This is a genomic window from Vibrio sp. 2134-1, assembly GCF_033339495.1.
Genome location: NZ_JAWOUS010000020.1, coordinates 78878 through 98469, shown reverse-complemented (window position 1 = coordinate 98469; position 19592 = coordinate 78878). Strand labels below are relative to the sequence as shown.

Genomic DNA, 19592 nt, shown 5'->3' with positions numbered 1-19592 from the left:
TGGATTTTTTGACCGTGGTGCCAAAACTGAAATATTGAATATTTAGTTGTTGACTGTCTTGAGCATTTACTCAGAATTAGAAGGTTTAGTGAGAAAAATTCTCATCTAAATACTGTTATAGCCGAGCGTATTCACGCATTCGGAACAATAACCATTACAAGAAGAGTGAATGATGAAAAAAACAATCACACTATTAACTGCATTACTTCCGCTTGCCTCCGCCATTGCAGAGGAGCCAACTTTATCACCAGCAATGGTTTCTGCGGCTGAAGTGGTTAGCGCGCAAGAAAATCAAACTTATACGTACGTTCGATGCTGGTATCGTACGAGCCACTCCAAGGACGATGCGGCTACCGATTGGAAATGGGCAAAAAACCAAGATGGTAGTGACTTCACTATCGATGGTTATTGGTGGAGCTCTGTTTCATTTAAAAACATGTTCTACACCAATACCTCACAAAACGTAATTCGCCAGCGTTGTGAGGAAACACTAGATCTAGCGAACGAGAACGCAGACATTACATTTTTTGCTGCCGACAATCGTTATTCTTATAACCACACGATCTGGAGCAATGATGTTGCAATGCAACCAGATCAAATCAACAAGGTGGTGGCTTTGGGCGATAGCTTGTCTGATACAGGCAACATCTTTAACGCGTCCCAATGGCGCTTCCCTAACCCTAATAGCTGGTTCTTGGGTCACTTCTCAAACGGTTTTGTTTGGACGGAATACGTTGCTAAAGCCAAAAACTTACCGCTATACAACTGGGCAGTTGGTGGCGCAGCAGGTGAAAACCAATACATCGCGCTAACTGGTGTCGGCGAACAAGTTTCTTCTTACTTAACCTACACAAAGCTGGCGAAGAACTACAACCCTGCTAACACATTGTTTACGTTAGAGTTTGGTTTAAATGATTTCATGAACTACAACCGTAGCGTGCCGGAAGTAAAAGCGGATTACGCTGAAGCTCTGATTCGTTTAACAGACGCTGGCGCGAAGAACTTCATGTTGATGACACTGCCAGATGCAACCAAAGCACCACAGTTCAAATACTCAACACAGGAAGAAATTGAAACGATTCGTGCGAAAGTATTGAAGATGAACGAGTTCATCAAAGCACAAGCGATGTACTACAAAGCCCAAGGCTACAACATCGCATTGTTTGATACACACGCACTGTTTGAGAAGTTAACCTCGGCACCAGAAGAACACGGTTTCGTAAATGCAAGCGACCCTTGCTTAGACATCAACCGTTCATCCTCTGTTGACTACATGTACACTCACTCATTACGTTCTGAATGTGCAGCATCTGGCGCAGATAAGTTCGTGTTCTGGGATGTGACTCACCCAACCACAGCAACGCATCGTTATGTGGCTGAAAAAATGTTAGAAAGCAGCAATAACTTAGAAGAGTTTCGCTTTTAATAAGCCGTTGTTGTTCATTGCAAGTTAATCTGCATAAAAATGACCACGATGCTTCGTGGTCATTTTTTATCGATATCGACCCCCGATAACGGGTTTATTTGAGCTCGCTTACTTCAAGCCGTTGATTTAGAGACGTTGACTTTGAGCAGTCTCATTCAGCGTTCTGTTTTGGTACGTTACCGCGGAAGCTGTTCACCATAATAGAGATCAACGTCTTTAAGGTTTCATCATCACTGCGGTATGAGTAGGCTCGTATACCCGTAAACTGAACCTGGAACAACTGAGCAAGAAGCAATGTATCCTGGGCTTCAATTTCGCCATTCTCGATTGCTCGCTCAAACAGCTTTGCAAGAAAAGATTCAAATTGGTTTGCTAAGCTGTTTGTTTGATTGCGCAGCGCATTAAAATCCTCAGCAAATTCACTTGCTGATTTGACTAACATGCACACCTCACTGGGATTGGAGTCTCGCTGATTGATAACCACATCAATCGCGAAAGCTTCTATTGCATCTAGAACCGTTGTGTTCTGAGCTAAATGCAACTCAAACAGGGCTTGTAAGTTCGCAACGTACATTTTTAGCGCTTCACAATATAGCCCCTCTTTTGACCCAAACGTCGCATAGATACTTCCAGGACGCAGATTAACGCTATCTTGCAAATCACGTGTAGATGTTGCATGAAAACCTTTCTTCCAGAATAGATCCGAGGCGGCTTTCACCACTTCATCACGTTGGAATTTCTTTGTATTCGCCATGAGCAATTATCAATTTTGAACATATGCTCAATTTTATATTGAGCGACCGCTCAAAATCAACTATCCTGTTCTTGCCTAATTCGCTCATATCCAATTACAGGAGATTTAAACATGGCAGAATTTAAACTGTATACCGCAGAAAACGCACCCGAAGGATCAAAGCATCTGATTGAAAATTCAGTCAAAGCGTTTGGCATGCTACCAAATCTTCATGCTGTTATGGCTGAAGCGCCAACCTTGCTTGAGGGTTATCAAGTTGTGCATGAGCTCTTTCAACAAACATCATTTAACGCAGAAGAATTGACCGTCGTATGGCAAACCATCAACGTTGAACATGGTTGTCACTACTGCGTTCCTGCTCATAGTGCGATCGCGGCGTCAATGAAAGTGGATCAGGAGATTGTTGATGCTCTCGTCAACCAAACACCATTGGCAGACGAAAAACTTGAAACACTACGAGAAACAACGCTTCAAATGGTGCGTCAACGTGGTGTAGTGGAAGAGTCTCAGATAGAGAAATTCTTTGCGGCAGGTTACGGACAGCAGCAACTGCTTGAAATTGTTCTTGGTCTAGCGCAAAAAGTGATGAGTAACTACACCAATCACCTAGCTGACACCCCGGTTGATGCACCTTTCAAGAAGTTTGCCAAGTAACTTAAGCTTTTAGTACTGGTCCCATTCATGGGACCAGTAATACCTTCAAAAAAGGCTTTGTTGCATGGCGCTTCGCTAGTGTGCGCTGACCCCTAATTACAACGGCGCAACGTCGGTTCCTCCTAAAGACTGGTAAAGCGTAACCTGAGTGAGAAACTGGTTGTAGCGGTTCTCCAACAAAGAAGCTTGCGCGTTTCTGGTGTCTTCTTGGGCATTCAAATAGTCCATGATCGATGTCGAGCCATACTGATACCGCGCAGCATATATGGACTCAGCGGCACTTGCGGCATCATATTGTTCTTGTAAACGCGCCGCCTGATACTTCAATTTCTCGCGTGCCGACAAGGCATTTTCGACATCTTGGAATGCGGCGTACAACACTTGGCGATAGCTCACAATGGCCGATTGATAGTCTAGATCGGCAATGGCTTGGCTGTTTTTCATCTCATTCCACTGCAAAAACGGTAGCGTCATATCCGCACCTAAACTGCCGATCGGGTTGGAAAGCAGGTCTTTGAGCGCTTGTGACGATCCCCCCAAAGCCCCAGTGAGCGTCAGCTTAGGCAAGTAGTCCAAATCTGCTGCGTCTTTATTTGCTAGCGCGGCTTTGACGTCATAAATCGCGGCTTTAATGTCGGGTCTGCGGATCAATAAATCAGACGGAGCACCAACACTCAACGATGGCATATCGCCTTCAGGCAGCATTTGGATGTTTGCACTGATGCTCTTCGGCGGTTGATTGAACAAAATCGCAAAGGCGTTGTTTGCCTCAAGTAAACTCTGTTCAAACTCACTTTGCTGCGCTTGTAAGCTTGCCAACGTACGTTTGGCTTCAAGCACATCTAACTGATCCACAGCGCCAAGTTGGTACTGTTTTTCAATCAATTGTAGCGTTTGAGCTGCGTCTACCACATTACGCTGGCTGAGGTTTAAGCGCTGTTGCAGATAGCCGATTTGCCAATATAGCGATGCCGTCGTTGCTACCAAACTTTGTGCGGTCGCCTCGCGATCTTGTTGACTTGCCATCGCCGACCACTTGGCTTGGTCAACGTCTGCCGAGATTTTTCCCCATAAATCCAACTCGTAATTGACGGATAAGTTAGTGCTGTAACTATCTGCCGATTCCCCGCTATCAAGAGATTTTTGAACTTGTCCTGATGTGGAAGAACTCAACGTAGGGAAAAGGTCATCTTGCGCTAAACCCAGCTGTAAACGCGCTTTCTTTAGCGTTAGCGTTGCCAGCGTCAAATCGTTATTTTGAGCCAACACCTGAGTAATGTATTGATTAAGAGTTGGGTCGTTAAACGCCAACCACCAAGGATCCATACTGACATCACCCGCAACATGCATCTGTTGCCAATTTGCAGGCACTTGCACCTCAGGAGCTTGATAGTCGCTACGCATAAGCGAACCACAACCTGACAACCACACTGCGCTTAAGGCAGCCGCGACCAATCGAGTTTTGAATTTCATTGTGTTACTCATTTTTAGTCTCTCGCTAGCGCTTCTATCGGATCGAGTTTGGCGGCATTGCGAGCGGGTAAAAAGCCGAAAGCGATGCCAATCAACGTTGAGCAAATAAACGCCCAGATGATCGAGCTCATTGAGTAAATCATTTGGAAGCTGCTGCCAGATGTACTGAATGCAAAACCAATCAAAAACGCCAACCCAATACCAGCAATACCACCACACAAACACACTAGTACCGCTTCAATCAAAAACTGACGCAAAATATCCGCTTGCCGCGCACCCACAGCCATTCGCACACCGATCTCTTTCGTGCGCTCTGTCACCGACACCAACATGATGTTCATTACACCAATTCCGCCGACAATTAGGGAGATCACCGCAATCGCTGAGATCAGTAACGTCATGGTGGCGGTGGTTTTCTCTATGCTCTGACGAATGGTATCAGTGTTAATCGTGAAGAAATCTTCTGTACCGTGGCGCATTTTTAACAAGTTGATGATGCTCTGTTCTACCGCTGCGCTTGGGGCGTTCTCATCAATCCGTACAGTAATGCCGTTGAGGTAACGTTGTCCCATCATGCGCCCAGACATGGTGGTGTATGGCACCCAAATTTTCAGCGCGTCGCTGTTGCCAAACGCGTCTTCTTTTTTCTGCGTGACACCCACAATACGCACTGGCAATGAACCTAGAAAAATCACTTCACCAATCGGATTTCTATCCGCAAACATTTCCTTTCTGGTGTTGTCATCAATCACTGCTTCTTGGGCGAGTGAGTTCACGCTCTCTTCATCCCAAAACTGACCTTTGGCGATCTCATAACCGCGCACACGGAAATAATCTTCCCCAACCCCTTCCACAGACGCGGTTGCATCCTGATTGGCGTAACGCACGGTTAAGCTGTTGGATAAAGACGGCGTGACACTGTCGACAAAAGGCAGACTCTCCAACGATTTAGCATCGTCGGCGGTTAGCGTTTTCACTCGTCCGGAGCGGCGGTCACCAAACCCTTTGCCCGGCCTGACATCAATGGTGTTTGTTCCCATGGATGAAATATTCGACAAAATTTGCTGTTGTGAACCATTACCTAGTGCCACCACGGAAACCACCGAGGCTATACCAATAATGATGCCGAGCATGGTCAAAAACGTACGCATTCTGTGGCTAGACATCGCCAGCAGCGCCATTTTGAGCGCGTCAATAAAACTGTCCCACTTCCACCACTTACTGGCGGCTTGCGCTGGGCGATGAAAAGACGCGTTCGGTCTCTTTGCTGCTTGCTCATTGATTACAACTTGTGCATTTGGCGTATCTGCAATGATTTCACCATCTTTGATTTCAATGATGCGATCCGCAAAGTTCGCCACGTTCATATCATGAGTCACTAAGATGATAGTATGCCCAAGTTGATGCAACTCTTTAAGCAGTGCCATCATCTCTTGCCCACTGTGACTGTCTAATGCGCCAGTGGGCTCATCAGCGAGAATCACCTCACCACCGTTCATCAGTGCACGAGCAACACTCACGCGCTGTTGCTGGCCACCACTCAGTTGGCTGGGCTTGTGAGTGAAACGATCTTCCAGCCCTAAGCGAGCCAATAACGACTGCGCTCGTTCCGTTCTTTGACGATGAGGAACTCCCGCGTAAACCGCAGGTACTTCCACGTTTGCCACCGCGGTTAAATCCCCCAGCAGATGGTAACGCTGGAATATAAAGCCAAAATACTCGCGGCGCAGTTCCGCCAGTTGGTCGGATTCCAACGTCGATACATCTTGCCCATTAATGAAGTATCGACCGCTGGACGGTTTATCCAAACAGCCGAGCACATTCATCAGCGTCGATTTACCTGAGCCTGATGCACCCACGATCGCGACCATTTCACCGCGTTTTATCTCTAAATTAATGTGGTTCAACACGGTAAGCGACTCGTCGCCAGAGACAAATCGTCGAGTTAAATCCTCAACTTTTAAAAGCACGTCACTCATCTTAGAACCTCATTGGAGGTCGACGACGATCACCTCGGCTTGATGATTCTCCATCCATAGCATTGCCAAGAACAACTTGGTCGCCCTCCTTCAAACCTGAGAGAATTTCTGCGTTCACTTTGTTGTTGATACCCACTGTCACGGGCTTTTGCACCACTTGGCCCTGTTCAAGCACTGGCACGGTATAGTTGCCTTTGCCGCCAGATTTTTGCAGCACTTGTGAAGGGACAATCAAGGTATTTTCCGATTGCTCAAGGACAATCGAAACTTGCGCAGTCATGCCGATGCGCAAAATACCTTGCGGGTTCTTCACATCAAATACAGCGTTGTAGTAAATGGCGTCGCTATCTGAAATGCTCAAATCGCTGTCATCGCCATCCATGATTGTTGGCCCCGGCTCAATGGCGCGCAATGTGCCTTTAAACTGCTGATTCGGTTTGCCTAAAATGGTGAACAGCGCCGTTTGGCCGGGGTGAACAAAAATCACATCGGCTTCCGAAATTTCGGCTTTCACTGTCATCGTATCTAACTTAGCTAACTCGATAATAGTTGGCGTGGTTTGATTGGCGTTTACGGTTTGTCCTTCTTCCACCGCGGTGTAGACCACCGTGCCATCCATCGGTGCGTTGATGGTGGTGTAACCGAGATCTAACTGCGCATTGTCGACGTTGATTTTGGCTTTCTCGATTTCGGCATCCAGTTGCGCTAACTCGGCTTTGTAGATGGCGAGCGTCGCTTCGGCATTCTCGTAATCAGCTCGTGAGCTCGCTTTCGCCGCCAACATGCCTTTTTGGCGCACGAATTCATAGCTTGCTTGTTTAATCTGCGCTTGCTTAGCTTGATACTGAGCATTGAGACTATTAAGAGACGCTTGGGCTTCTTTGAGGCTATTTTGCTGAGTCAGGCTGTCAATCTGTGCAATCAAATCTCCCTGTTTGATCTCATCCCCTAAGTTCACAGCGAGGCGTTGAATTTGCCCAGATACTTGCGCACCGACATTCACCAATTTGGACGCTTGCAACATGCCGTTGGCTAATACCGCCTTTTCGATATTGCCTTTACGAACGACTTCTGTCGCGTAAGGAGAAATGGGTTCTGGACGTTGCAGATAATGATAACCACCAGCACCAATAGCAAGTAGGCCACACAAAACGATCCATTTTTTATTGAGTTTCATAGCAGGAGTGAAGTAAATAATCGTTTTGATTTTATACTGCTATTTTTCTTAGCCGTACAGGGTACGAGACGTAAAGATAGGTAAATTAACGTCAAGATACTGAAGGAATAACATCATTAATGTGAAAAATCCGAGATATTATAGTCACTTCAAAACTATATTATTCAATACGTATAGCAAAGACCATTTTTAATATAGAAATTCAAGTTATAAGTATTATAAACAAAATTTTTAAATACCAACAAACCAGTAAAGTCCAAAATTATTCAATATGCCATCAATTTAAATTTCATTATGGCCATTTTTAATTATTGAATTTCAAGAGGAGTTAAGTGACAAGTTAAATAAAAAATACCCACATAACACAGGTAAGACCGAGAGGAGTGTGTCATGTGGGTTTAAAACGATAGTTCTCTTGCTGATTCGAACTACCAACGTTGGGATGCAATGGAAATACAAATGACTCAGAGTTTCCATCACGGACACTTTATCGCTGGATTTGCCTCTGTTTGTTAGGGAACAGTCAGCACAATAAAAATAGAGAAGTAATACCGCAAAAATAAAAATAGAGGCTCTGAGTTTAATTTACACGTAAAATAATCACCACATTCACGACATGAACCATTAATAAATTCATCAATAAATATTTATTAAGTTAAATTTATTTATTGTCAACATACTGTTAGTTTTACTCCTAAATATACTGGTCAGATTTGTTTATTTTACTGCTTTTCGTTGCAATACAATCTCTAATTAATTCATGAGAAAAAACATGCAGCGACAATTCACTCTTTCACCGATTTATTTATTAATCGGTTTAGCCTCATCGACGGCGTATGCCGGTGGTTTTCAAATTAACGAACATTCGGCGACGGGTCTTGGTCGTGCTTTTGCTGGTGATGCCGTCATTGGTGATAATGCGTCTGTAGTCAGCCGCAACGCCGCAGCGATGACGCTGTTTAAACAAAATGCCTTATCGTTCGGTGTCACTTACGTCAAACCTGGCGTTACCGTTAAAAATGCGCAATATCATCGAGCTAATATTAATGCGGATGTCGATGTTAGCATGGGAGGTGGATTGATACCCAACCTTCAACCACCAAGTGTAAGTGTTACCCCATCAGAGACCGTGACCGACATTGATGACGTCGATGGCGTTGGTCAACCAGCCGTTGTACCCAATTTTTACTTTATTCACCCTATCAACGACGACTGGTATCTAGGCTTATCGGCATACTCCAACTTCGGAACCGACATGGAGTTTAAACCAAACTATGGCGCACCTGTTTTTGGCGGTGTCACCAGCGTAGCGAGTGTCAACCTTGGCGCAAGCTTGGCATACAAGGTGAACGATCGTTTTAGTATCGGTGGTGGTATTGATGTGATTTACGGCTCTGGTGAGCTGTACCGCGATATGGACGTGGGTGTTTGCGTTGGTGGGAACATACTTGGAAACGAACTAGACCAACGTTGCGGAGCAGTAAAAGGCAACGCACTTGATGTGGAAGCTGGCGGCATTGGGCTTGGCGCGAACATTGGCATGATGTACGAGTTTAACGAACGTCATCGCTTAGGTTTAAGCTACAAGCACAGCCCTAACATAGATGCCAAGGGCGACATCCACTTTGCTGGCGAATCGTACGACTCGCTTGCTATGCCGCTACCGGATATTGCGGAGTTTTCCGGTTATCACCGCGTCTTACCTAAATTTGCCCTGCACTATTCTGTGCAGTGGATTGGTTGGTCAGCATTTGACAGCTTGAAAGCTGATGATCAGTTGCTAAAAGATTTTCAGTGGCAAGACTCCGCGCACTACTCCATCGGTGCGACTTGGTACGCCAATGAACGTTGGACACTGCGCACGGGTTACATGTTCGACAAAACACCTGTCGATGAGCTGACTTCGCTTTCTATCCCAGATTCGAACCGTCACTGGTTATCTGCGGGTGCCTCTTACCAATGGTCATCAGATACCACGGTTGACATCGGCATGACGTACTTGATTGGTGAAGATGTCAACGTAGAAGAGTACGCGTATGAAGGTGTTCCTGCACCGATGGTAACGGGCGTGACCCATTCAAATGCGTTCCTAATTGGTGCCCAACTCAGCCACCGTTTCTAATTTGTCAGGCAGTGATCAAACCTCTAGGTCATTGCCTTGTAACAACGCTTATCGAAGCGACCGAACAGAGACATTATTATGAACAAAACACTACTTGCTTTTTCACTCTCACTTCTCACTCTAAGCGCAGCTCAGGCTTCGGAATGGGGCTATGGCAATTACAAACACGGGCCAGAACACTGGGGAGAAATCGCCAAAGACTGCGCAACCACGAAAAACCAAAGCCCAATCAACATCGACAACCCAGCCGATGCAAAACTGGAAGCACTGAACCTTTCGTACACTGGTCAGGTCATTGGTTTAACCAACAATGGTCATACGCTGCAAGCGCAAGTGAACGGACGTAACAGCTTCACCATCGATGGCGAGACGTTCGAGCTGCAACAGTTCCATTTCCACACACCTTCAGAAAACCAAATCAAAGGCCGCCAATATCCACTTGAAGCGCACTTTGTACACGCCAACGCAGACGGCGAGTTGGCGGTAATTTCGGTGATGTTTGATGCTGGCGATCAAAACGCAGCGCTGTCTAAACTGATCAACGCAATCCCACAAGAGAATCAAACCACGTTCTTTAAAGATACATTTGAGATTAACGACTTACTGCCAAAAACTGCAAACTACTATCGATTTAACGGCTCTTTAACCACACCACCATGTTCAGAAGGTGTGCGCTGGTTTGTGCTTAAAGACACTCAAACCTTATCCAAAGCTCAAGCCGCGAAACTGATGGAAGTCATGGGACAAAACAATCGTCCGCTGCAACCGTTAAATGCGCGCGTTGTACTTTCTAACTAATCGCCAAATCCGATAAGGGGCATCGTATTTGCCCCTTATTTTGATTCGCTCTAACCTCACTTCGTTACAGGAACCCCAATGAAAACTCCATCTGTTCTGTCACTCTTACTCGCACTCGCCCCGACATTCGCCTTCTCTCATAACCTTTTTGTCGGTCAAACCACCCCTTCCGTCAGCATTGATACCTATGGCGAAATGACGCTGCAAGGAGACGATGTGGCTTATCAACCTTGGGCAACTCAGCAGATGTTAGGCAAAGTCCGTGTGATACAAGCCATTGCAGGTCGTAGTAAAGCCAAAGAGATGAACGCACCGCTGATGTCAGCAATCACTGCCGCTCACTTTCCTGAAGATCAGTATCAGACCACGACCGTGATCAACCAAGAAGACGCCATATGGGGAACCGGTACATTTGTAAAATCGTCGGCAGAGGACAGCAAAAAGACATTCTCTTGGTCTTCCATGGTGTTGGACAAAAATGGCGTATTAGCAACAACTTGGGGTCTGCAGCAAGAAAGTTCTGCGATTATCGTACAAAATAAACAAGGTGAAATTTTATTCGTGAAAGAAGGGGCTTTAACTCAAGACGAAGTCACACACGTCATCGAACTGATTAAACAGAATATCTAAACCTAAGGTAAGGAAAAGCTATGAAACTGTTCAACACCATCGCACTCTGTCTTTTAGCGGCTGTAGCCTCTTTCCAATCGGTTGCAGGAGACAACGATTGGGATAAGATTGCAGATAAGACCGTCAGTTTTAAATCGGAAACCGACACAGTCAATCCACTGTCACCATTTGCTAACGCTCGTTTCAGCCACATAAAAATCAAATGTACGCAAGGTACGGTCGATCTGAAAAGCGTTAAAGTAATCATGAAAGATGGTCAGGAAAAGACGTTCGACAGTTTAGGGGTTCTGACTAAAGGCATGTCATCAAGAAGCTTAAGCCTACCAACAAAAGATAACGCGAAATTAGACAAGATCGAGTTGAACTATGAATCGGTTGGCAGCGCAGCGCTGCAAGTCGCGGGGGTGACCAAAAAAGCGCAAGTGGAAATCTTAGGTAAGAAAATCGACGAGTAAGCAATGGCTCAACGAGCTCACCCAAACTAAAAACAGCGGCACTAGGCCGCTGTTTTCATTAAAAAATCGTCATGGATAACTAAATGAATTTCTTCAGCTTCGCCAAACCATAAGCGGCGATGGTGACACAATCTTTGATCGTGCCGTCGATCATCATCTGTTCGAACTCCTCAACAGAAAAAGCGCGAGTGATCAAATCCTCTTCTTCACTGTCGAGTTGATTGCCCACGTCCGTTAAATCAGTGGCGAAGTAGACGTGACATGTCTGATTCAAAAAGCCGTATGCGATAAACTGCGCGCCGACATACGCCATAGCGCTCGCCTGCATGCCCGTTTCTTCACGCAGCTCGCCTTTGGCAAGCTCAAGATGATCCGCATCTGGGTTTGATTCCCACGCCCCTTGTGGGATCTCCCAACAACGTTGACCTACGGTGTAACGGTACTGCTGAACCAAGTGAATCATCCCGTTATCGATAGCCAGAATCGCAGCACAATCAGGTTTGTCGACCACACCATAGATGCCCTCTGCGCCGCTCGGACGTAAAATTTTGTCCTCACGCACCGTCATCCACTTATTCTGGTAAACGACTTTGCTGTCTAGCTGTTTGATATCTGACATGATTATTCCTTGATTTTTCTGAGGGTTACTGCGGAATAATACCCGATTCGGTTACGCCACCAAAATGTTCTTTAGTTCACTCAAAGACTCAACGGTGTAATTTGGTGCGATACGCTCATCAACGCTTGCGCCTGTGGTATTTAACCAGCAAGTTTCAATACCAAAATTATTACCACCCAGAATATCGGAATGCAGGTTGTCACCCACCATCAGTACGCGCGTTTTGCATGGGTTGCCCATTTGCTGCATCGCGTATTCAAAAATACCTAAGTCCGGTTTTGCTACGCCCACTTGTTCAGAGATCACTACTTTATCGAAGTACTCAGTCATCCCTGTGCGCTCAAGGCGAATTGCTTGCAACTCTGTAAAACCGTTGGTGATGATGCCCATTTTAGCTTTGCCTTGCAGCGCTTCCATCAGCTCTTTTGCACCTGGCAACAAGCTGCAAATATCGGCCATTGCTTCTAAAAATGCGCTATTGAGATCTGCTGTTGTGGTATTCAACTTCTCAGCCCACTCGGTAAAACGCTTATGTTTTAGCTCATCTGCCGTTACTTTGCCGTCTTGGTAATCCACCCACAGCGGTTTGTTTACGGTTTGGTAATGAGCAAAATCTTGTTCAGTAAAATCTACGCCTTTGCGAGAAAACATAAGCTGCAAACCTTTGAAAGCATCAAAGTGGAATAAGGTTTCGTCAGCGTCAAACAGGATCCAATCGTACTTCATTTTCTTCTTCCCAAAATCAAGGTCGTAATACTGGTGCATAGTCTAGATTGTTTTCTTCTTGAAGATAATCTCTATAATTGGAAATTAATTGTATCCTTGTGCTCAACAATAAATGCTTCACGATAATAGGAGATTGATGTGAACGCGATTGCCTCCCTGCCCGTTTTTGTTGCTGTTGTCGAATGCGGCAGCTTTTCCCTTGCGGCCAAACAGCTGAATCTGACGAAATCGGCGATCAGCAAACGCATCAACCAACTAGAAGACGATTTGGGCATTCGTCTCCTTAATCGAACTACGCGTAAGCTGAGCCTGACCGAAGCAGGAGAACGCTATTTTGAGTACGCTTCTCAAGCGCTCAATCTGGCCCAACAAGGCGTGGACGCGGTATCGGAGCTGCAAGGATCTCCACAAGGTCGGCTCAAAATTACCGTGCCGATGTCTTTCGGTGTGCTGCATATCGCGCCTTTGATCAGCGAGTTTCTCGCTCGTTACCCGAAAATTGAAGTGGATTTAAACCTCGAAGACAAAATGGTCGATTTGGTTAAAGACGGTTTTGATTTGGGGATCCGTATTGGTGAACTCACCTCTTCCAATCTAATCGCAAAACGTCTCGCCCCTTGTAAAAGTGTGCTTTGTGCCTCGCCAGATTACTTAGCGGAGTTCGGCACACCACAAAAACCAAGTGATTTAGTCAGTCACAACTGCCTGCGCTACTCCTATTTCCGTGGCGGCGTCGAATGGATGTTCATCAACAACGGCAGCGAATACAAGGTACTTCCAAAAGGAAACTTTATCGTCAATAACAGCGAAGCCATTCGCCAGTTGCTGTTAAGAGGTTCGGGCATTGCGCAACTGCCAACATTTATTGCAGGAAGAGACTTTGCCGCAGGAAATCTAAAACCGGTGATGGAAGAGTACTCTCTACCAGAACACGCCATTTATGCGGTGTTCCCTGAGCGCAAGCACATGCCGTTGAAAGTAAGAGCCTTTATCGATTTTATCAGCGAAAAGCTCGGCACAGATTTACCTTACTGGGATCGTTACAATAGCCCAGAAAAATAACCATATTGATGATAAGTGAGTCAGATTTCACTACTGACACGTTCTGACATTCCATCCGCGTAACCTTATTTGGAACTCAACAGGCAATCCGCCAAAACCAATAAGGAATCACAATATGGAAACCGTTATCGAAACTGTGCAATTTCGTCTAACCGCAGGCACAACAGAGCAAGACGTGATCGCCGCTGCCAAACAGTCACAAACGTTTGTGAAGAATCTGCCGGGCTTTTTGTATCGCTCACTCAGTCACGAAGCGACTGACGGTGTGTGGACAGACACCATTTACTGGCGTTCAATGGATGATGCAAAACAGGCGGGAAAACAGATTAAGCAAGCCGTTGAATTTCAGCCTCTGTTATCAATGATTGACTGCGAAAGCTTCGAGCTTAAACATCACAACTTAAAAATGTGCAGTGAGCTAGAGAAGTAATCAGCCACACTACCACTAACAACCAGTAGGTCTAGATAAGGAACATCATGAGCAAATCAGAACGACTGTTTGAGCTACTGACGCTTCTGCGCGCAAAGCGTTACGCCGTGACAGCGAAAGAGCTCGCAGAAAGAATGGAAGTTAGCGAACGTACGATTTATCGCGATATTCAGTCGTTGCTTAGTTCTGGTGTTCCGATTCAAGGTGAAGCAGGTGTTGGCTACCTGTTGCAAGCTGGCTCTCATCTGCCGCCTTTGATGTTCTCAGAAAAAGAGATGATGGCGCTTGAACTGGGTATGCGGATGGTTCGAGCCTGGTCGGATGTTGAACTCGCCGAAGCGTCTCACTCTGCGTCCACCAAAATACTTTCGGTATTGCCCGATAAGCTCAAACAACAAGTGGAAGATTGTCCGCTGATTGTGCCCGATTATCACACCCAATCCGAGACTGCCAAACGAGGGCAGCTTCTGCGCCACGCGATTGATCATCAGTTTAAGGTCCGTTTGGATTACCAAGATGAAAGCGGACAAGTGACCGAAAGAAAAATCCAACCGTTAGGCCAGTTCTTTTGGGGCAAAGTCTGGACGCTGGTCGCCTGGTGCGAATTGCGCGATGATTACCGCCAGTTCCGCCTCGACCGTATCCAAGCACTGCGTATGCACGATGAAGAGTTTCAGAGTGCGGAAACCAAATCTCTCAAACATTATATTGCGCAGTATGAATCGAAAGATTGAGTGTTCTTCATCCTTCCATCACAAGGATTCTAAATTGCTCTGCTCAATGCGAGATATTTGGAAAGGCACATTTAGTTAAACTAATGTTTCATTTTTAACAGATGCGCAACCAACCTAAGATCGTTAACTTAAGTAGCACGTCAACCACACCGGAGCGTGAAGCTATGAAAGTACTGATTCAATACACCCAAGCAGGGAAATATCGAGATCAAGCGTGGGAGTCTTTAACTCTTCGATCTAAAGGTGATATGCAGGCAGTTACCCCTTCTTATGCTGCGCAACTTATCGAACAAAGCAAAGCGACACTTGTGATGACAGAAGACGGACAGATCATCCTTCACTCCTAAATTCCATCATTCCTATGACGAAAAAGGCCTGCATTGCTGCAGGCCTTTGTATGAGTGAATTAAGAGTTATTTACTGGAAACTCACTGCCGTTGGTAGGCGATCAAGCATCTTGTAGTAATCACCAGCCACAGCGCCGATATCACCACGCAAATACGCTTGGATCATATTGAGATCTTTCAGCCAAAGTTCTTTGTCAGCATCTGAAGACGCCATGTACCCTGCGTACACATTGTCGACCGCGAACATCATGTCTTCGGCGTGATCGTTGTAAATCAAAAGCATCGCATCAGTGTAAGCTTCGAACGCTTTCAGCTCATCGTGCGCTTTACCACCTTTGTAGCTCAATGTGCCCGAAGTTGCATCGATGACCAAATCACCCGAAGTCACATTCGCTGTCGTAAAGTTGATGAAAGACTGGCTAAACGACAGCACACCTGCCGCGATATCCGCATCAATGGTTCGCTTCATTGCGTTGACCATTGGCGCATCCAGCAGCAATACAGGATCGTGGAACGCTGGGACAATCGCTGTTCGGAATGGCCCCCAAGCGCTATCGATGCTCTCTGCGACCTTGTTTAGTGTTGCAGGCTCATAGCTATCTAGGTACGTTTTTAGATCGTAACCTTTGGACGTCACCAGTTGATTTGCGTAGTCGTAAGCCAGCTTGTTTGCTTTTGTTGCCACAAACTTCTCGCCGTCGATAACAAACTCAACCTTGTCACCCGCAATAATACCGTAGCGGTCTTGCTGCTTCGTAAACGTATCAAACTGAGATTGACCACGAGTCTTCACTGTGTAGTCGTAAGACTTCATTTGGCGCACACCCATTCTCAAGATGACATCGCCAACACGTCCGCGGCCTTCTGCACCAATATCAAGGAATCTTGCAATACCACGAGGCATTGGTGGTAGGGACTCCATTTGCTCAGTGATGTGTAGGTTCACGGTAACACCTTTTAGATTGGTGTATTCCTTACCGTCTTTACCCACCAATTTAACTGGCGTATTTAACGCATCATTTGCCACGATGTTGCCCATGATGTCTTCGTATTCAGCTTGCACCCCAGGGATATCAAGCAGCGATGCAAAGCTCACCTCATCGGTAAAACGGTTCGAGAATCGACGTGCTAAGAAGTGGCTCGCAAGCGCTTTGTCTGGCCAGTTACCCAACACAGACACCGCATTTGACCAAGGGTAATCCGGGTCAAAGCTACCAATTGAGTTTAGGAAGCGTCCATTCGCAGTTTCCGCAACAGCTATATAGCCCTCATCTGAATCTTCGATAAAGCGTGCTGCCAAATCATCAAAACAGCTGGCTGTTGAAAGATCGTAATCAGCCGGAATTTGGTGTGAGTTGTTGTCTAACAGTTGACCAAAAGAAATCACTTTTTGGTTGCCTGCCGCATTTTCTATCACACATTGATGCTCTGGTGTGCGCAAGATATCAAGGAAGAACGCCGCGGATTTTTTCGCCCCATTCGCGTAATCACAGAACCATGAGTTATCGGCTTTGCCTTCGCTACAGTATTGAGGGTTTGAAGCAATGCGCAATAAGAAATCACCCGGCTTATCCGTTGACGAAGTGTAACCCAGATTGGTGTACAGGTTATCGATGCGCTCAAGATCTTCCATCTTGTCACGGATAGCGCTCATTTCCATATAACGACGCACTAAGTAACCAGGATAATCGGACGAGAATAATCCCGTCGTCCCATATAACTCCAAGTTGCGTCGATCATAGCTATCGAGATAGTTCTGCCACTCGTAAGAAACAATTTCTTCTAGGTTTGTACCTTCGTCAAAACGGTTACAGTCGCTGTTTAGAGAAACGTTCCCATCGGTACAGAAATCGTAAGACTTACGCTCAATTTCATTCACTTTATCTAGGTAGTAAAGTGCGCCATAACGAGTTTTCGCATTCAGTTCTGGATCATCAGACAACGCGGCGGTATCGAATCGGCTGAAGTCACAGTTGTAGAGTGATTTGCCTTTCTCGTTCCCCGTTAGTGCCTTCACTTCAGAACACACCATCAGCGATGTGTTGTCTGGATTGTTGCCAAACTTGTATGCAAAGCTTTGTTGGTAGGCTTGCTGATCAGCGAGGTAACGAGCGTATGCCGCTTTGTCTTCATCGCTCGCACTGTCTGCCGGTTTCGCAATAGGCGCAGGAGCTGAACCTGAAGAACCTTGAATCGTCTCGACTTTACGACCGTAACCAAACTTAAACGCCGCAATATCGTACAGACCCCAAGTTGGCGTTTCATCCAACATGCTTGGTGCGTAGTCCATTGTCGAACTGTAAGCAGGAATGTTGTTCAAACCAAGTTGATGCGCTTGCTCGAGCGTGTAGTAGTTCGCTTTGTCATTTGAGCCTTTAAAGTTATGGCGCAGACCCATGTTATGACCAAGCTCGTGAACAAGCGTATTGCTGTAAGTCGCAACCGTAATCGCATCTGCTGCTTTCACTTGCAACTCTTTTGGCAGGTATTTCCAACGCTTAAGCTGACGCGATACTTCGTGACCGGCGTCATCGAGTTTGATCTCAAAGTAACGCTCGTCATCCAACTTCAAGTTGTCCAACATGGCCTTGTTGGTTGAAGAAACCCACGACGCTTCGATTGGATAGACGTTGTTCTCTGCCCAGAAAGACAAACGGTTCTCTTCAGCTTCAACCACCTTTTCAAACTCCATGTCATCATTGAAGTTTTTCATTAGCTGAGTTGGGCTCTTCGTCGCTGCTTTTCCAGAAACGATGTCTTCTTTTGAAACGAGCGGCGCATGAATGTTTTCATCCGATTTCAGGCTCGCCATCGCCGCCATTGTAGAAAGCGCTTCAATTCTATCCGCGACTTCTGTTTTCACAGATTCGCTGCTGGTTGGCAATGGTTCTAAGCCATCTAAGTCCAGTTGATTACGATTATAGAAACGTGCCAAGTTATCCCAATAGAAAGGCACACCCGTTCTTGCAACACCTGCGTATTGGTTCACGTGGCCTTTGATGATTTCCCCCGTCATCGGGTTAGAAACCGACGGGCCATAGCCAAGCAGACCATTCGCTAAAGGCTCGTCAATCAGGTTAATCACGTTGTAACGCAGATCACCTGGGTGAATACCAGCCGCTTTGGTTTTGTTCACAATCTCGATTTCAGGCTTGCCTGCATCCGCCCCAAATACATTCAGAGCTTGGTTCATCTTTTCGATCGATTGCAGCGTTGCATCCAAGAACAACTTGTTCTTCTCTTCAAAAAAGTTATCGCTCAAGTAGTATTTGATAGAGCCTTGATCTGGGTTGAAACGATTGAGGTAAACCACATCACGGTCGTATTTATTCGTGACTGGGTTAAGCTTTTTCGTCGACGTGGTGAAGAAACCAATGTCGTTCTCATCACCCACTGGGTACAAGATCGGTTGGTAACCTTCGGTTGCCACTTCACTTTCGTGCACTAACGAATAGTAGAACCGAGATTTAAACGCGCCATCCACAAGCGCTTCATCCAAGCTCGCTTTCGTTGCAAAGTTGATGTAGTCAGAAATATTATCTAAATCGATACGGAACGTGCGCTCTAGTTCGAAATTGAGAAGACCGTTTTTAGGGTCAAAGTCCCACGAGATCAATCGTGGTGCGCCAATTTCATCAATGCCCTCGGTAATGCCATACAGATCTTCCATATTGAATTCTGCAATTTCGAGATCTTCAGGGCGAGGAGTGAAGTGGGTTTTCTTCTTGTAGTTTAGGCTTGCGTCTTCGTTGGTTTCTTCTTTGTTGGTGCAATCACCATGCGCGTCTTCTTGACAGCGATACGCCGCAAAGTCACCCGGAATCGTCAGCACTTGCGCGAAGTTAACGCCGTCGTCGTCTGCGACAAATTTCTCTTCACCGCAGTAGTTATTAGCATCTTTGCTTAGATGCGCGTCTGGGTAGTTTTTATCGTAACTGCGAACTTCCAGACCTTCTTTGGTAAAACAAAGCTCAACGTAACGAGGTGAGCCTTGCAAGAATGGGAATTGGTTCAGAGCAAAGCGTGGCGCGGCACCAGTCGTCGGAACGTAAAACCAACGACCGTCTTTAAGGTCTTTTACTGCGACTTCTTTTGCATCTCTTTCGACATAGTCATACGCCTGATCATCTGCGCCACAGCCTGCAAGTGCGGCCGTTATTGCTGACACCAGAGTCAATTTTTTAAACATTATTTGGATATCCTTAA

General features: G+C 46.0%; 17 protein-coding genes. 10 read left to right on the top strand and 7 right to left on the bottom strand.

Annotated features, from left to right (window positions below):
• The first annotated feature begins 169 nt into the window (after nt 1-169).
• Nucleotides 170-1426 (top strand): SGNH/GDSL hydrolase family protein, encoded by a 1257-nt coding sequence (locus R7R78_RS19640; RefSeq protein WP_213893582.1) that lies wholly within the window; start codon nt 170-172, stop codon nt 1424-1426.
• A 151-nt stretch (nt 1427-1577) separates the two neighbouring features.
• On the opposite strand, the gene R7R78_RS19635 is transcribed toward R7R78_RS19640, so the two are convergent.
• Nucleotides 1578-2180, bottom strand: a complete 603-nt coding sequence (locus R7R78_RS19635; protein ID WP_005384344.1) for a TetR/AcrR family transcriptional regulator — start codon at nt 2178-2180, stop codon at nt 1578-1580.
• Nucleotides 2181-2291: 111 nt separating this feature from the next.
• Between R7R78_RS19635 and R7R78_RS19630 the strand changes: the two genes are divergently transcribed.
• Nucleotides 2292-2834: a carboxymuconolactone decarboxylase family protein gene (locus tag R7R78_RS19630; protein WP_005374097.1), complete on the top strand. Its 543-nt coding sequence runs from the start codon at nt 2292-2294 to the stop codon at nt 2832-2834.
• A 96-nt stretch (nt 2835-2930) separates the two neighbouring features.
• Here the strand turns inward: R7R78_RS19630 and R7R78_RS19625 are convergent, their stop codons facing one another.
• From R7R78_RS19625 to R7R78_RS19615, 3 genes are read right to left on the bottom strand one after another with little or no spacing between them, the layout of a single operon-like run.
• Nucleotides 2931-4307: an efflux transporter outer membrane subunit gene (locus R7R78_RS19625; RefSeq protein ID WP_172563703.1), complete on the bottom strand. Its 1377-nt coding sequence runs from the start codon at nt 4305-4307 to the stop codon at nt 2931-2933.
• Between the two features lie 14 nt (nt 4308-4321).
• Nucleotides 4322-6286, bottom strand: a complete 1965-nt coding sequence (locus tag R7R78_RS19620; RefSeq protein ID WP_225474153.1) for a MacB family efflux pump subunit — start codon at nt 6284-6286, stop codon at nt 4322-4324.
• A gap of 1 nt (nt 6287) precedes the next feature.
• Nucleotides 6288-7463: an efflux RND transporter periplasmic adaptor subunit gene (locus R7R78_RS19615; RefSeq protein ID WP_025627543.1), complete on the bottom strand. Its 1176-nt coding sequence runs from the start codon at nt 7461-7463 to the stop codon at nt 6288-6290.
• A 772-nt stretch (nt 7464-8235) separates the two neighbouring features.
• Here R7R78_RS19615 and R7R78_RS19610 point away from each other — a divergent pair.
• From R7R78_RS19610 to R7R78_RS19595, 4 genes are all read left to right on the top strand, one after another.
• The gene (locus tag R7R78_RS19610; protein ID WP_005384340.1) at nt 8236-9585 is read left to right on the top strand and encodes an OmpP1/FadL family transporter; all 1350 of its coding nucleotides are present in this window, start codon (nt 8236-8238) and stop codon (nt 9583-9585) included.
• Nucleotides 9586-9663: 78 nt separating this feature from the next.
• Nucleotides 9664-10383 (top strand): carbonic anhydrase, encoded by a 720-nt coding sequence (locus R7R78_RS19605; RefSeq protein WP_005384338.1) that lies wholly within the window; start codon nt 9664-9666, stop codon nt 10381-10383.
• A gap of 78 nt (nt 10384-10461) precedes the next feature.
• The gene (locus tag R7R78_RS19600) at nt 10462-11013 is read left to right on the top strand and encodes a YtfJ family protein (protein WP_225474152.1); all 552 of its coding nucleotides are present in this window, start codon (nt 10462-10464) and stop codon (nt 11011-11013) included.
• 20 nt (nt 11014-11033) lie between these two features.
• Complete coding sequence (locus tag R7R78_RS19595) at nt 11034-11468, top strand: hypothetical protein (RefSeq protein ID WP_005384335.1); 435 nt, start codon at nt 11034-11036, stop codon at nt 11466-11468.
• Between the two features lie 79 nt (nt 11469-11547).
• On the opposite strand, the gene R7R78_RS19590 is transcribed toward R7R78_RS19595, so the two are convergent.
• Together R7R78_RS19590 and yjjG are read right to left on the bottom strand one after the other, a co-directional pair.
• Nucleotides 11548-12087: an NUDIX domain-containing protein gene (locus tag R7R78_RS19590; protein ID WP_017635078.1), complete on the bottom strand. Its 540-nt coding sequence runs from the start codon at nt 12085-12087 to the stop codon at nt 11548-11550.
• Between the two features lie 51 nt (nt 12088-12138).
• On the bottom strand, nt 12139-12813 hold the full coding sequence (yjjG, locus tag R7R78_RS19585) for a pyrimidine 5'-nucleotidase (protein ID WP_005374109.1): 675 nt from the start codon (nt 12811-12813) through the stop codon (nt 12139-12141).
• 138 nt (nt 12814-12951) lie between these two features.
• Here yjjG and R7R78_RS19580 point away from each other — a divergent pair, with 138 nt between their 5' ends.
• The 4 genes from R7R78_RS19580 (at nt 12952) to R7R78_RS19565 (ending at nt 15386) form a co-directional block, all read left to right on the top strand.
• Nucleotides 12952-13875: a LysR family transcriptional regulator gene (locus tag R7R78_RS19580; RefSeq protein WP_005384329.1), complete on the top strand. Its 924-nt coding sequence runs from the start codon at nt 12952-12954 to the stop codon at nt 13873-13875.
• 115 nt (nt 13876-13990) lie between these two features.
• The gene (locus R7R78_RS19575; RefSeq protein WP_005374111.1) at nt 13991-14305 is read left to right on the top strand and encodes a hypothetical protein; all 315 of its coding nucleotides are present in this window, start codon (nt 13991-13993) and stop codon (nt 14303-14305) included.
• Between the two features lie 47 nt (nt 14306-14352).
• Nucleotides 14353-15039 carry a helix-turn-helix transcriptional regulator gene (locus R7R78_RS19570; protein ID WP_225474151.1) on the top strand — a complete coding sequence of 229 codons (687 nt, stop codon included), beginning with the start codon at nt 14353-14355 and terminating at the stop codon, nt 15037-15039.
• Between the two features lie 164 nt (nt 15040-15203).
• Nucleotides 15204-15386: a hypothetical protein gene (locus tag R7R78_RS19565; RefSeq protein ID WP_182015792.1), complete on the top strand. Its 183-nt coding sequence runs from the start codon at nt 15204-15206 to the stop codon at nt 15384-15386.
• A gap of 70 nt (nt 15387-15456) precedes the next feature.
• On the opposite strand, the gene R7R78_RS19560 is transcribed toward R7R78_RS19565, so the two are convergent.
• Complete coding sequence (locus R7R78_RS19560; protein WP_225474150.1) at nt 15457-19575, bottom strand: M66 family metalloprotease; 4119 nt, start codon at nt 19573-19575, stop codon at nt 15457-15459.
• Between the last annotated feature and the right edge of the window lie 17 nt (nt 19576-19592).